Here is a 14,416-nt window from a genome sequence, read left to right on the forward strand (position 1 = left end):
GTTCTCGCCGCCGCCGGCTATAACTTCGGTCTGCTGCTGCGATGGCTCGCAGAGCTCTTGCGTGTCATCATCCGAGCCTTCTTCGAGACCGTCCCGGCTCGAAACACCGCTTGAGCCGGGCGCCGCCGCCAGTTCTTCACGAACGACTCCTGTACTACACCATGATGGCCGGGAGATGAGGTAAATAACTGGCCATCTAAAAACAGCTCGCCAAAAAAACTCAACAATTACTGCTTCTTATCTGATCCCGTCACGGATCATGTATCCGGCGCCGCGGATCGTGTGCAGCAGCGGCCGCTCAAAACCCTTGTCGATCTTGGAGCGCAGCCGCGAAATGTGCACGTCGATCACGTTGGTCTGCGGATCGAAATGGTAGTCCCAGACGTTCTCCAGCAGCATGGTGCGCGTCACCACCTGGCCGGCATGCTTCATGAGGTATTCGAGCAGGCGGAATTCGCGCGGCTGGAGCGTCAGTTCGTCCTTGCCGCGGGCGACGCGATGGGACAGCCGGTCGAGTTCGAGATCGCCGACGCGGTAGAGCGTGTCCTCGGCCGGACCGCCGCGGCGCCGTGACAGCACTTCGACCCGGGCCAGCAACTCGGCAAAGGAATAAGGCTTCGGCAGATAGTCGTCGCCGCCGGCGCGCAGACCCTTAATGCGATCGTCGACCTGCCCGAGCGCGGAGAGAATCAGCACCGGCGACGAGTCGCCCTTGTCGCGCAACGCGCCGATCAGGGACAGGCCGTCACGCTTGGGCAGCATGCGGTCGACCACCAGCACGTCGTAATCGCCGCTCTCGGCCATGGCGAGGCCTTCCTCGCCGTCGGCGGCGTGGTCGGCAATGTGTCCGACTTCACGAAACGCCTTCACGAGATAGTCGGCGGATTCGCGGTCGTCTTCGATGATGAGGAGGCGCATCGTGCGTTCGGCGGCGGTCAAGGGGGTCAACCTTCTCTGAACATGGCGCGAGCGGCAATCGCATGCAAGCCAAGCAAACGGGACTTGGGTAGGCAAAAAGGCGGGCGGTGAAGCTGGGGGGACCTCACCGCCCTAGGCCTTCCGACGGAGGGGGGCGTAATTCCACCGGAAGGTAGGCTGGGGGAGCGGACCTTACGCTGCTCCCCCGAAGGGCGTCGGCGGCGGGGGCGACTGATGCCGGCGACACCCCTCATCTCGTAGACCTCCTGAAGGCTTAGCCCTTGGCGATGGGCACGGCGACGAAGCGCGACTGGCCGCCGCTCTTCACGCGCATCAGGACGCTGTTCTTGTTGTCGGTCCGCGCCGTGTTGATGGCGTCGCGGACTTCGCCGGCGGTGCTTACGCTCTTGCCGCCGACTTCGAGAATGACGTCGCCTTCCTTGAAGCCGCGTTCGGCCGCGGCGCTCTTCGGATCGACTTCGGTGACCACGACACCTTCCTTGCCGGCGCCGGCGACGGAGTCGGCGGGCGCGACGGTCATGCCGAGCTTGGGCACGTCGGTGCCACGGCTCGCACTCTTGCCGCTATCCTTGTCGGTGTCGGCCTTGGCCTCGATCGTGTTCGGCAGCTGGCCGAGGGTGAGGTTCACGACCTTGTCCTGGCCCTTGTGCAACACGTTGAGCTTCACGGTCGCGCCGGGCGCCATGCCGCCGATGGTACGGGCAAGCTCGCGGGCGTCCTTGACGGATTCGCCGTTGACCGAGGTGATCACGTCGCCGGACTCGATGCCGGCCTTCGCCGCCGGACCGTTCGCCTGCGGCTCCGCCACCAGCGCACCTTCAGCCTTCTTCATACCGAGGCTGTCGGCGATATCGGACGTCACTGGCTGGATCTGGACGCCGATCCAGCCGCGGCTGACCGAGCCCTTGTCCTTGAGCTGGGCCACCACGCTCTTCACGGTGCTCGCCGGAATCGAGAACGCGATGCCGACGCTGCCGCCGGAGGGCGAGTAGATCGCGGTATTGACGCCCATCACCTCGCCGTTGGTGTCGAAAGCGGGACCACCGGAATTGCCCTTGTTCACGGGCGCATCGATCTGGATGAAATCGTCATAAGGACCGTTGCCGATGTCGCGGCCGCTGGCCGAGACGATGCCCGCAGTCACGGTGCCGCCGAGGCCGAACGGATTGCCGACCGCGAGCACCCAGTCGCCGATCCGCGGCTTGCTGTCGGCGAGCTTGGCGAACGGGAAGTTCGAGCTGCCCTCGACCTTGATGAGGGCGAGGTCAGTGCGCTGGTCCGTGCCGATCACCTTGGCGGTATAGGTCTTGCCGTCGTCGGTCGTGACCTCGACCTTGTCGGCGCCGTCGACCACGTGGTTGTTAGTCACGGCAAAACCGTCGGCGGAGATGAAGAAGCCGGAGCCCTGGCCCTGCACGACGCGGCCGCGGCCACCCTTCTGGCCCGGGAAACCATCCGGACCGCCGAAGCGGCGGAAGAAGCGCTCCATCGGCGAGCCGGGCTGGAACGGCGAGGAGGAATCATCGCCATCGTCGTTGCTCGCGGTCTTCTCCTTGATATTGACCTTCACCGAGATCACCGACGGTTTCACGCGCTCGACGATGTCGGCGAATCCGACCGGACGCTCAACCTTCCGGACCTCGTTGTTGACCTGCGCATGCGCCGGGCTGGAGAACAGCTCGCTCGGCGAGGTCGACGGGCTGAAGCCGTGGACGGCAATCCCGAGGCCAGCGACGACCGAAGCCATCAGCGCGATCCTGCGCGCGGAGAAAACCGACCGGCGGGGCGGCCGGTAGGACGGAAGGTTCGTGAGGTCGGGACGGTCGGTCATGCAGGAATCTCCAAGGCCTTGAATTCTTTCGGTGCCGGATGGCAGCACGTTACGGACATGAAGATGGGGGCTCCCGCCTTACCGTGCGCTGGCGGCGGGGTTAAACTTTTGTAATGAAGGGTCGCGCCGTTGCGGCAGTTTATCGCACGCCGAAAGTCGTGGCCTTACAGGAACTTAATCGAGTTCCCCTGACGAGCGTCGAACACGCCTTTGGCGAGATCAGCTCGCCCTCACGCTGCCGATGAATTCGTCGACTTCACGCTTCAGGGTTTCGGCCTGCTGCGACAGATCGACGGCGGAATCGCGCGCTTCAGCCGCCATGCGGCCGGTCTCCGCCGACGTCGAGGTGATCTGGACGATGTGGTTGGAGACGTCCAGCGTTCCATGCGCGGCATCCTGCGCGCTGCGGGTGATGTCCTGCGTAGCGTTGCGCTGCTGGGCGGTGTCGACCTCGATGCCCGACATGATCGACGAGATCTCCGACAGCGTCTTCGAGATGCCGTCGATCGCGCCGCGCGTCTCCGCGGTGATGCCCTGGATGCTGGCGACGTGCGAGGTGATCTCCTCCGTCGCCTTGCTGGTCTGGTGCGCGAGGCTCTTCACTTCGGAGGCAACCACGGCAAAACCCTTGCCGGCGTCTCCTGCCCGCGCCGCCTCGATGGTGGCGTTGAGCGCCAGCAGGTTGGTCTGCGAGGCGATCGCCTGCACGAGCTGCACGACCTCGCCGATCTTGTCGGCGGCATCCGACAGCGTGTGGATGGTGTCGCGGCTCTTCTCGGCTTGCGTCGCCGCGCCCTCGGCGCGCTGCGTCGCGTCGGTGACGCGGCGGCTGATCGTGCCGATCGAGTTCGTCATCTGCTCGGCCGAGCCCGCGACGACCTGAACGCTGGCGCTGGCCTGGTTCGCCGCGCTCGCGACCGCATTGGCCTTGGTGCTGGTGTCGTTGGCCGTCCGCGACAGCGTTTCGGCATTGCTCTTCAGGTGCGCGGCCGAGGACGCCACGCTGTCGACCACGCTGGCAACGAGATCGTTGAAGCGCTTGATCCGGGCGTCCAGGAATTTCGACCGCTCGGCCTGATGCTGCACTTCGTGCAATTGCTGCTCGGTGAGGCGCCGCCGCTCCAGGCCGTTGGTCTTGAACACTTCCAGTGCGCCGGCGAGCAGGCCGATCTCGTTGGTACCGCCGAGGCCCGGAACAGGCGTCTCGAATTTCTGATCGGCGACCTCACGCATGGCGTGCACAATCGCCGCCAGCGGATTGAGGATGCCGTTGCGCACAGCGAACCAGGTGGTGAGGCAGATCGCGACAGCGACCACCGCGATTACGCCGCAGGCGATCAGAAAATAGGAGAATGCCGCCTGCGCCTGCTGGTAGATCAGCATTGCATGCTCGCGCGCGGGGCCGCTCAGCGCGGCGAAATCCGACGACAGGCTGGTGATCTCGTTGTTGAGGTAGAGCACCGCGACGAAGCCGGTGCCGCCGCCGATGCCCAGCAGGAACAATAATGCAGCGACGACGGCGCCGATCAGGAAGCGGATCGTCAGATTGCTGTTCGTGAACATCGCTGAGGACTCAAAAATCTGGAATTGAATTTCGCGACAAGCTTCCAGACAAAGGTCAACAGAGCATGAAACACGCTGTGGCAGACGGCCTACGTATCATTACGTAGCCTAGGACGACTTCGTCTCGTCCGACATCAAGGCGGCGAGCTGCGACTCTTCATCCGCAGTGAGCGGCGGAGCTGGTAGGTCTGCACCGCTTCGCGCGCGCCGGCGGATTTGCAGCCAGAGCGCCAGGCCGCCGCTGATCAGCAGCAGCGGCGCGAGCAGCCACAACAGCATGGTCTGCCGCTCGAAGCGCGGCTTGAGCAGCACGAACTCGCCATAGCGCGCGACCAGGAAGTCGAGCACCTGCGAATTGCTGTCGCCGGCAGCGATCCGCTCGCGCACCAGCAGCCGCAAATCGCGCGCCAGCGGCGCGTCGGAATCGTCGATCGACTGGTTCTGGCAGACCATGCAGCGCAGCTCGCGCGACAAGTCGCGGGCGCGTGCCTCCTTCACGGGATCCGACATGATCTCGTCGGGCTGCACGGCGTGGGCGGCGGGCAAAGCCAGCAGCATGAGCGCAACGATCGTGACCATCATCCGCCGCATCGGATCACTCCGCCGGCTGAAGGCGCTGCTTGGCCCGCGCCGGCTTCGGTGCGCCGACCCGCAGGCGCCGGTCGGACAGCGACAGCATGCCGCCAAAGGCCATGAGCACCGGTCCCCACCAGATCAGCAGCACCAGCGGCTTGTGATAGATGCGCACCGCAATGGCGCCATCGGCAGTCGCGTCGCCGAGGGAAACGTAGAGCTGGCTCGCGCCGCGCGTCAGCAATGCGGCCTCGGTGGTCGAGGACCCGCGCGTCGTGAAGTTGCGCTTGGACGGCGTCATGACGCTGATCTTCTCACCGTCGCGGCTGACGTTGAACTCGGCGATCATCTCGCGGAAGTTCGGCCCCTGACGCTGGGACAGGCCGTCGAGCTTGAGATCATAGCCGGCGACGTGTGCAACGTCGTTCTGCTTCATGGTCGCGATATACTCGCTGTTCCAGGTGGTCTCGCAGACGATCCCGATCAGCGCGACGCCGAGGCCCGCATGGGCAAACACAGAACCCCAGGCCGAACGCGGCAGGCCGCGGGCCCGGTGCAGCGTCGTTGCGAACGGCAGGCGGAACAAACCGGTCCGTTCGGACAGATCGGTCACGGCACCGGCGATGACGAAGACTCCAAGCCCAATTGCCAATGGTGCCAGCGCACTGCCACCACGGGTCCAGGCCCAGACGATGGCGATCACAACGAGCGCGGCAACGCCCGCCGCAAGCAGCCGCTGGGTGACGCCGAGCAGATCGCCGCGCTTCCACGCCAGCATCGGCCCGAACGGCACCGCGAGCAGCAGCAACGCGAATAGCGGGGCGAAGGTGAGATTGTAGAAGGGCGCGCCGACCGATATCTTGAAGTCGAGCGCTTCCGTCGCCAGCGGATAGAGCGTGCCGAACAGCACGACCGCGCAGGCCACGCTGAGCAGAAGATTGTTCAACACCAGCGCGCCCTCGCGCGAGATCGGCGCGAACAGGCCGCCCTGCTTCAACGAGGTCGCGCGCGCTGCAAACAGCGAGAGGCTGCCGCCGATGAACAGGCAGAGGATCAGCAGAATGAACACGCCGCGCGTCGGATCGGTGGCAAAAGCGTGCACGGAGGTGATGACGCCCGAACGCACCAGGAAGGTGCCGAGCAGCGACAGCGAGAAGGTCAGGATCGACAGCAGGATGGTCCAGACCTTCAGCGCGTTGCGCTTCTCCATCACCAGCGCCGAGTGCAGCAGCGCCGTGCCGGCGAGCCACGGCATCAGCGAGGCGTTCTCGACCGGATCCCAGAACCACCAGCCGCCCCAGCCGAGCTCGTAATAGGCCCAGTACGACCCCATCGCGATGCCGAGGGTCAGGAAGATCCAGGCCACCAGCGTCCACGGCCGCACCCAGCGCGCCCAGGCCGCGTCGATCCGCCCCTCCATCAGCGCCGCGATGGCGAAGGAGAACGAGATCGAGAAGCCGACATAGCCGAGATAGAGCATCGGCGGATGCACGGCGAGGCCGATGTCCTGGAGCACCGGATTGAGATCGCGTCCCTCGATCGGCGGATTGGCGATGCGCAGGAACGGGTTCGATGTCACCAGGATGAAGAGATAGAAGGCGCTGGCGATCCAGGCCTGCACGGCCAGCACATGCGCGCGCAGCGACAGCGGCAGATTGTTACCGAAGGCGGCGACCATTCCGCCGAACAGCGCCAGGATCGACACCCACAGCAGCATCGAGCCTTCATGGTTCCCCCACACGCCGGTGATCTTGTAGATCAGCGGCTTCATCGAATGGGAGTTCTCGTAGACGTTGGCGACGGAGAAATCCGAGTTCACGTGAAGCATCACGAGCGCGATGAACGACGCACCGACGAACAGGAGTTGCGCCAGCGCGGCGGAGCGCGCCACGTTCATCAGCGCGGCATCGCGCAGACGCGCACCGATCAGCGGCACGATGGACTGGATCAGCGCCAGGCCGAGGGCCAGCACCAGCGCGTAGTGTCCGGATTCCGCGATCAACGCACTGCTCCCTGCGAGTTGCCCTGCGCGGTCGTCGCCGCGGGTTTGACGCTATCAGAAGCCTTGGCGCCGTAATCGTCCTTCCAATGCCCCTGCTTCTTCAGGGCATCGGCGACTTCCTTGGGCATGTAGGTCTCGTCGTGCTTGGCAAGCACGGTGTCGGCCTTGAACACGCCATTGGCGTCGAGCGCGCCTTCGGCCACCACGCCCTGCCCTTCACGGAACAGGTCGGGCAGGATGCCCTTGTAGGCGACCGGCAGCTTGGCGCCGCCATCGGCAACCTCGAAGGTCACGGCGAGATTATCGCCGCGCTGGAGCGAGCCGGGCTGCACTAGGCCGCCGAGACGAAACCGCTTGCCGGGCTCGACGTGCTTTTCGGCGACCATCGTCGGCGTCGAGAAGAACACGATGGAGTCGCGCAGAGCGTTGAGCACCAGCGCGGCTGCAAGCGCGAGCACCGCGAGGGAGCCGCCGATGATGGTCATACGTCGCTGCTTGCGCGTCATCGCGTATCCGTTCTCCGCTCGCCTCGTCCCGACATCGTCATCCGTCGAGCCCGAGAGTCTTGAGGCCTTCGTTGAGCTGGCGCAGCCGCGCGGCATCGTTGGCGACAGCCTGTCGGGCGTCGGTCGAAGCGCCCATTGCCCTGTCACGATCGCCCATCACGAGATAGGCGCGCACCAGGCGCAGCCAACCCTCGACATCATCGCCGTTCTGCTTCAGCCGGGTGGCCAGGCGTTCGACCATGCCGCGCACCATCGCGTTGCGATCGCCCTCGTTCATGTCCTTGGAGGCTGCGATCGTCTCGTCAGACAGCGCCGGCATCGTAGCGCCACCGCCGCCGACCCGCGCCAGCGAGGTCTGCACCAGAGGGCGCCACGGCGCATCCGCCGGCGCTTTCGCCAGCAGTGCGCGCCAGATGTTGGCGGCATCGTCCTTGCGGCCATCCTGCTCGGCGGCAAGCCCGAGGAAATAGTTCGCCTTGGGATCGTCCGCGTTCAGGCCATGCGCGCGCTCGAATTCGGTCTTGGCCTCGGCAGTCACCACGCCGCCGGCAGCAGCCGCGATCGCCTCGCCTAGATCGGCCCGGCGCTCCGAACTCTCGCCATTGTAGGTAAGCGAGTTGCGATAGGCGCGCACCGCATCGTCGAAGCGGCCGAGCCGCACCAGCACCGGCGCGAGCACGTTCCAGCCGCGCCCGTCGGTCGGATTCTTTTCCAGATGCTGCTCGACCTGCACGACGAGATTCTCGAGCGCCATGCCGGACCCGGCCCCGCGCTCCCGCTGCGCCAGGGGAAAGTCCTGGAGCCTGGGCGAGCCGAGCGGCATGTAGACGCCGATCGCAATGAGCGGCAGGCCGGCAAGCGCCAGCACAGCCGCCGCGCGGCGCCATTTGAGGCTCGATGTCGGTTCCGATACAGGCTCGCTCCCGGCCGCGGCAAGCAGCCTGCGGCTGATCTCGACACGTGCGGCCTCGGCTTCCGGCGCGGCGATCAGTCCTGCGGCGAGATCACGCTCGATCTCGGCCAGCTGGTCCTTGTAAACCGCGACCTCGCTCCCCTGATTTTGCGCGCGTCCGCTGCGGCCGAGCGGCAGAAGCACGGCGAAAATCGCCGCGACCGTCATCAGCGCGAACACGAACCATAGCGTCATCAGGCAAGCTTCCGGCGGCGCGCGAACCGCGCCCATAGGTGGCTTTACACCACGGCCGGACGATGCGGCAATTGACAATTGTCAATTCGGCGCGACCGCACACAGTCCCGAAACTGTGAAAATCCAACGGCTTAACGGATCTCGAAGTCCGCGCTTTGAGCGGCGTCCTCGCCGTGCCCGTTGAAGGCCCTCAGGAAGTATGTTCCCGGCTCGATTGCTTCAGGCAATCTGATGCGCAACGCCCCGACGGGAACGGTCGATGCGACCCTGGTGACGGTCTCAGGCAGTTGGCGGCCGCTTGCCTTCTCGATCAGCACCACCTTCGCGCCAACCATCAGCCTTTGGTATTTGGCGACAATGACGCGGTTTTCAATTTCGATGGAGCTGATAAGGGGTTTCATGCGCCCACAGATAGAAATTCCAAAATCTTGCACGGCGACCGTAGGGCCCGCCACCGGCACCGTCAACCACAAATTGTGATCACAAAAAAATGCGCTTGATCAGCTTGCCCGCGACGATTTGCGCTCGCCCGTGGCCGCGTTCTCTGCGGCGCGGCTCATCAGCGACGCGTAATCATCGCCGAACAGCACCTGGCAGAAGCGGATCGCGGCCTGCACCTGCTGCTGCCGATAGGTGCGGACCTTGTGATCGGCCGCTCGCAGCGACTGCACCAACTGCTCGGTCGAGCGTTCGACATATTGCTGGAGATCGGAATAGGTGCGCAACGTCACCTCGTTGATCGCAAGCTCGCTCGCGTAGTTGCGGCAGGTCGCGACGAAATCGATCAGCGCCGCGGTTTCCTCGACCTCGGTGCTGTCGATCCGCGCCCCCGGCGGAATGTCCTTCTCGGCGCGCTGGCGCAGGATGCGGCGAACGCGGCCGGGAACGCTGTCGATCTCCGATTGCAGCGCATTGGAGATGTCGGCCCGGATCGAGGTCAGCTGCTTGCCCCAGACGGAATCGTTGCGCAGATCGAGCTCCGTGCGAAGACCGCGCACGCCGTCATGCAGCGCCTTGAGATTGTCGGCGACGTTCTCGAAATGGCCGCGCTTGATGTCCATGCGCAGGATCGCGGCAACGCAGGACAAATCATGCAGGGCGATCGTGACGGCCACACCGTAGGGCGTGGCCGCGACGCGGATCTCGTCGTCGGACGCGGCAATCTTGATGGCGAGGCGGATGATCTGCCACGGCGCGGTCATCCGCTGCACGACCATCGACAGCGCGAAGGCCAGCATCTGCGGCGTCTGGAGCGCGGGGATGTTGAGTGTGGACGTCACAGATGCGATCTGGGCTTCGCCGAAGGTACGCAGGAAGCGCGGCAGCTTCTCGTTCAGCGTAGCGATGGCTTCCCGGACCTGAAGCACCGCTCCGATCGAATAGAGGTCCTCGATCACGTTGGGCGGGCCGACACGGGCGAGCGCGCGCGACTTGTCGCCGCCGCCGGGACCCGTCAACCCGAAGATGGCATCCGCGGCCACGGCCTGGAGCCTCGCCGCGAGGGCTTCGACCTGCCCTGCACTGTCTGAAGCCGGCATGCGCGCCAGCGCCGCCTCGAATTCGTTGACCTTGTCGGGGGCGCCATCGCGGCCGAGCCATTGCCAGATCGGATGCAATGAGGAGCGACGGATCTGGCCGACCCTGACAGGGGCGCCCGTCTCGACCAGGAACGGTTCCAGCACCTGGAACAACAGCCGCGACAGATCGTCCGTGCGCGGCGGCGCAGCCTCGTCGACTTCGGTCTTGCGGACGATCTTGCGCAGCTGCTCTAGCACGAGCGTCGCCACCGCCGTGTCCTGGCCGCGCTCGAGCGCGCGCTCGAACTCCCGCATCAGCAGCGCCTGCGACTGCGGCGGGAGCTGCGCGAGATATTCCCTCAGCCGCTCGATCGATGTCTGGCTCATGCGCCCGGGTGATGCACGATAAAATGGCAGACGTGGGATGCGTCCTGCGCGATCATAGATGGGGCCCACTTAAGAAGCCGTTTAGGAAGTCGCTCCGAAATAGCTCCGGTTTGGTCCGGATCGGTACCGGACCAGCCAAATAGTCGTGCCGGAACAAAGGATTATATTCCGGGGAGGACCAGCTCCGCCCGCAGGCCACCGGTCGGGGCGCCCGCGAGCGAGAGGCTGCCGCCATAGAGCGCGGCGAGGTCGGTCACGATGGACAGGCCGAGCCCCGAGCCGGGCTTGGACTCGTCGAGCCGCTGGCCGCGCCGGGAGACCTGGGCGCGCTCGGCCTCCGACAGGCCGCGGCCATCGTCGTCGACGATGATCCGCAGGCGCGGGCCGGCGCCCGTCTGGTGCGGCGCTTCCACCAGAACCTCGATGAAGACCTGCGAGGCCGCCCATTTGCAGGCATTGTCGACGAGATTGCCGACCATCTCCTCCAGATCTTGCCGCTCGCCGCGAAATTTTGCGGACGGATCGGCCTTGGCCTCGACCACGATGTCGCGATCGCGATGGATCTTCTCCATGGTCCGCCGCAGCGCCTCGATGACGGGCGCGACCTCCGTCACGGTCGCCACCACCGAGACGCGCGCCGCGATGCGCGCGCGCTCCAGATGATGGGCGAGCTGGTCGCGCATCACGTCCGCCTGCTCCATCACCTTGGCTGCGAACGGCTCGGTGGCGTGCGTGCCGGCCTCATTCACGATCACCGAGAGCGGCGTCTTGATCGCATGGGCGAGATTGCCGACATGGGTGCGCGCGCGCTCGACGATCTCGCGATTGGCATCGATCAGCGCGTTGGTCTCGCGCGCCAACGGCGCGATCTCGACCGGGAATTCACCTTCGAGCCGCTCCGCCCGCCCCGAGCGGATGTCGGCGATAGATTCCGAGATGCGCTTGAGCGGCGCAAGACCGAACCTCACCTGGAACACCGTGGTCAGCAGCAGCACGATGCCGAGCGCGGTGAAGGTGCCGCCGAGGTAGTAGTCGAAGCTCCGCGTCTCGTCGAAAATCTCGGTGTCGTCGCCGGCGACGCTGACCAGATATTTGCCGTCCGCGCCGAGATCGACCGGCCGCTCCACCATGCGGAGATTCTGTCCCTCCGGCCCGTCGACATAGGCGAGGCGAATGCCGGCGGCGGTGAGCTCGGTGCCCTGCTCCTCCAGCTTCGGCAGCTTCTTGTCCCAGAGCGAGCGCGACGAGCGCACCTCCGGCTTCTCGGTATCGGTCCGCGTGATCTGCCAGTACCAGCCCGACAGCGGCAGCTCGAACAGGGGCTCGCCGAGCGACTGGAACTGACGATCCGGCGGCTCGTCGGGGGTTGCGACCTCGGCGATGAGGGTGCGCAGATAGAGATTGAGCCGGCGGTCGAAGGCGCGCTCGGTGGCGCTCTTGTAGACCGACGACAGCACCACCCCGGTGATGGCCAGGATCACCACGAGCCACGCCGTCGCCGACAGGAACAGGCGATTGGCAAGCGAGCTAGCGGCCATCGGAAGGATCCCGGCAGGCGCAGGGGGGCGGGGCGTCGGACGTCATGACCGGACCAAGGCCCCTGTTCGGCCGGCCGTCAAGTCCTGACGCCTCAAGCGCCGGGAGCAGGCGGCGGGGTCAGGAGATAGCCGAGGCCGCGGACGGTCTGGATGATGTCGACGTCGAGCTTCTTGCGGATGCGGCCGACGAAAACCTCGATGGTGTTGGAGTCGCGGTCGAAGTCCTGGTCGTAGAGGTGCTCGACCAGCTCGGTGCGGGACACGACGCGCCCCGAATGGTGCATCAGGTAGGCCAGAAGCCGATATTCGTGCGAGGTCATCTTGACGGGATTGCCGGAGACGCTGACCCGCCCGGTCCTGGTGTCGAGCGTGACGGGGCCGCAACTCAATTCGCTCTGGGCATGGCCGGTGGAGCGGCGCAGCAGCGCGCGGATGCGCGCCAGCACCTCCTCCAGATGGAACGGCTTCGGCACGTAATCGTCGGCGCCGGCATCGAACCCCTGGACCTTGTCGCTCCAGCGGTCACGCGCGGTGAGGATCAGGACCGGCATGGTGCGGCCGTTGCGGCGCCAGGCTTCCAGCACCGAGATGCCGTCCTTCTTCGGCAGGCCGATGTCGAGCACAACGGCATCGTAGGGCTCATTATCGCCGAGATAATGCCCCTCCTCGCCGTCGAAGGCACGGTCGACGACGTAGCCGGCGTCGGTCAGCGCCTTGGTGAGCTGCCGATTGAGATCGGGGTCGTCCTCAACAACAAGCAGGCGCACGCTTCTCTCCAGAAATAGACTGCACAATCGATCGCCAGAGATGAGCAATTCCGGCGTGAACTGAATATGAACACGGGGAACCGGCCGCGTTACTTTTTGGTCATATAGAGCTTCTCAAGCGCCGACGCGACGGCGCCCGCCAGGCAGCCACCGGACGAGCCGGCGGGCGTGGCGGGCGCAATGTGCCGCGTTACGCGGCGAGTCGGAAGGTCCGAACCGTCCCGTCGATCGGCCGTCAGGTCCGGAAGAACACGAACCAGATGACGGCAAGGATCAGGATCGCGAGCCCGGTCGAGATGGTAAGCAGCGCCGCCACTGACGGCCCGGGTTCGCCCTGACGCGCCTCGGTGGCGGTTTCGACGATCTGATCGTGCTCTCGCGTGGCTGCCATAATGCCCTCAATCTCTGGATGTCGGCTGCGGTGGTCGCGACCTCCTCGCGGCCTGATGTCTTGAGCCAACGCGTGATTGGATATGATGTTCCGGTTTTTGCCGCTGCATCGGGCTGCAACCGCGCGCCGGGCGGCCGGTTAACGCAGTTGCAAGATTCCGCAATCCGCCTTGCTATGATTCRTTGTTCCCCGATGGTATCCTCGTCCTCTGTCCCCGTTGCGTTTGGAGTAGCCCATGGCCCCCCGCGCCAATTGGAAGGGTTTTCTGCGTCTGTCGCTCGTGACCTGCCCGGTCGCGCTGTATCCGGCCACTTCGGATACCGAGAAGGTCTCGTTCAACCAGATCAACCGCAAGACCGKCCACCGGATCAAGTACCTCAAGGTCGACGCCGAGACCGGCGACGAGGTGACCTCCGAGGACATCGTCAAGGGCTACAAGGTCGACACCGACACCTATATCGAGGTCACCAAGGACGAACTCGACGACATCGCGCTGGACTCCACGCACACGATCGAGATCGACGAGTTCGTGCCGAAGACCGATATCGACAGCCGCTATTTGATCCGCCCTTACTATCTCGTGCCTGACGGCAAGGTCGGCCACGACGCCTTCGCGGTGATCCGCGAGACCATCCGCAGCATGGACAAGGTCGCGATCGGCCGCGTCGTGCTGACCAACCGCGAGCACATCATCGCGCTGGAGCCGCTCGAGAGCGGCCTGATGGGCACGCTGCTCCGCTATCCCTACGAGGTCCGCAGCGAGAAGGAATATTTCGACGACATCCAGGACGTGAAGCTGACCAGGGACATGCTCGACCTTGCCAAGCACATCGTCGAAAAGAAATCCGGCGCGTTCGAGCCCGAGCTGTTCGAGGACCATTACGAGACGGCGCTGATCGACCTCATCAACAAGAAGCGCAGCGGTGCACCGATCGCGGCGAAGGCCGCGCCGAAGACCGGCGGCAACGTCATCAACCTGATGGACGCGCTGAAGAAGAGCATCGCCAGCGAGAAGGACATGGCGCCCGCGGCCAAGGCCGCCAAGGAGCCCGTCAGGGAGACCGTCAAGGGCAAGAAGCCGAAGAAGCGCGTCGAGGGCCAGCGCGAGATGCTGCTGCCGATCACCGGCAAGGGCGGCAAGACTGCAGCAGCCAAGGAAGCGCCGCCCAAGAAGGCCGACAAGCCGGTGCGCGCGCCGGCGCGGGCGAAGAAGGCCGGTTAGACGCAATCCGCGTCTGCCATCGCGCCGTGATGT

Annotated in this window: 13 protein-coding genes; 1 reads left to right on the forward strand and 12 read right to left on the reverse strand. The window is 65.3% G+C overall.

The window, feature by feature from the left end; translation table 11 throughout:
• Nucleotides 1-237: 237 nt before the first annotated feature.
• The 12 genes from AB4Z51_RS16370 to AB4Z51_RS16425 form a co-directional block, all read right to left on the reverse strand.
• The gene (locus AB4Z51_RS16370) at nt 238-918 is read right to left on the reverse strand and encodes a response regulator transcription factor (protein ID WP_063986547.1); all 681 of its coding nucleotides are present in this window, start codon (nt 916-918) and stop codon (nt 238-240) included.
• A gap of 274 nt (nt 919-1,192) precedes the next feature.
• Entirely contained in the window at nt 1,193-2,770 is a 1,578-nt protein-coding gene (locus tag AB4Z51_RS16375) for a Do family serine endopeptidase (RefSeq protein WP_135214844.1), read from the reverse strand.
• A gap of 219 nt (nt 2,771-2,989) precedes the next feature.
• Nucleotides 2,990-4,333 (reverse strand): methyl-accepting chemotaxis protein, encoded by a 1,344-nt coding sequence (locus AB4Z51_RS16380; RefSeq protein ID WP_135214845.1) that lies wholly within the window; start codon nt 4,331-4,333, stop codon nt 2,990-2,992.
• 108 nt (nt 4,334-4,441) lie between these two features.
• Nucleotides 4,442-4,924 (reverse strand): cytochrome c-type biogenesis protein, encoded by a 483-nt coding sequence (locus AB4Z51_RS16385; protein WP_135214846.1) that lies wholly within the window; start codon nt 4,922-4,924, stop codon nt 4,442-4,444.
• A 4-nt stretch (nt 4,925-4,928) separates the two neighbouring features.
• A complete protein-coding gene (locus tag AB4Z51_RS16390; protein ID WP_085402742.1) occupies nt 4,929-6,908 on the reverse strand; it encodes a heme lyase CcmF/NrfE family subunit in 1,980 nt (659 codons plus the stop codon).
• Entirely contained in the window at nt 6,905-7,414 is a 510-nt protein-coding gene (gene ccmE / locus AB4Z51_RS16395; RefSeq protein WP_085402741.1) for a cytochrome c maturation protein CcmE, read from the reverse strand. The genes AB4Z51_RS16390 and ccmE overlap by 4 nt, the downstream gene beginning before the upstream one ends.
• Before the next feature lie 37 nt (nt 7,415-7,451).
• Nucleotides 7,452-8,561: a c-type cytochrome biogenesis protein CcmI gene (gene ccmI / locus AB4Z51_RS16400; RefSeq protein WP_085402787.1), complete on the reverse strand. Its 1,110-nt coding sequence runs from the start codon at nt 8,559-8,561 to the stop codon at nt 7,452-7,454.
• Between the two features lie 131 nt (nt 8,562-8,692).
• Nucleotides 8,693-8,962, reverse strand: a complete 270-nt coding sequence (locus AB4Z51_RS16405; protein ID WP_085402740.1) for a hypothetical protein — start codon at nt 8,960-8,962, stop codon at nt 8,693-8,695.
• A 99-nt stretch (nt 8,963-9,061) separates the two neighbouring features.
• Nucleotides 9,062-10,465 (reverse strand): hypothetical protein, encoded by a 1,404-nt coding sequence (locus AB4Z51_RS16410; protein WP_085402739.1) that lies wholly within the window; start codon nt 10,463-10,465, stop codon nt 9,062-9,064.
• Nucleotides 10,466-10,626: 161 nt separating this feature from the next.
• Complete coding sequence (locus AB4Z51_RS16415) at nt 10,627-12,003, reverse strand: sensor histidine kinase (RefSeq protein WP_085402738.1); 1,377 nt, start codon at nt 12,001-12,003, stop codon at nt 10,627-10,629.
• Nucleotides 12,004-12,095: 92 nt separating this feature from the next.
• The gene (locus AB4Z51_RS16420; RefSeq protein ID WP_014496705.1) at nt 12,096-12,770 is read right to left on the reverse strand and encodes a response regulator transcription factor; all 675 of its coding nucleotides are present in this window, start codon (nt 12,768-12,770) and stop codon (nt 12,096-12,098) included.
• A gap of 235 nt (nt 12,771-13,005) precedes the next feature.
• On the reverse strand, nt 13,006-13,161 hold the full coding sequence (locus tag AB4Z51_RS16425; protein WP_166351390.1) for a hypothetical protein: 156 nt from the start codon (nt 13,159-13,161) through the stop codon (nt 13,006-13,008).
• A 235-nt stretch (nt 13,162-13,396) separates the two neighbouring features.
• Between AB4Z51_RS16425 and ku the strand changes: the two genes are divergently transcribed.
• Nucleotides 13,397-14,383, forward strand: coding sequence for a non-homologous end joining protein Ku (gene ku, locus AB4Z51_RS16430; RefSeq protein ID WP_441497643.1), 987 nt, complete (start codon nt 13,397-13,399; stop codon nt 14,381-14,383).
• Nucleotides 14,384-14,416: the final 33 nt, after the last annotated feature.

The sequence above is a fragment of the Bradyrhizobium sp. 2TAF36 genome, assembly GCF_052114925.1.
GTDB classification, from domain to species: domain Bacteria; phylum Pseudomonadota; class Alphaproteobacteria; order Rhizobiales; family Xanthobacteraceae; genus Bradyrhizobium; species Bradyrhizobium barranii.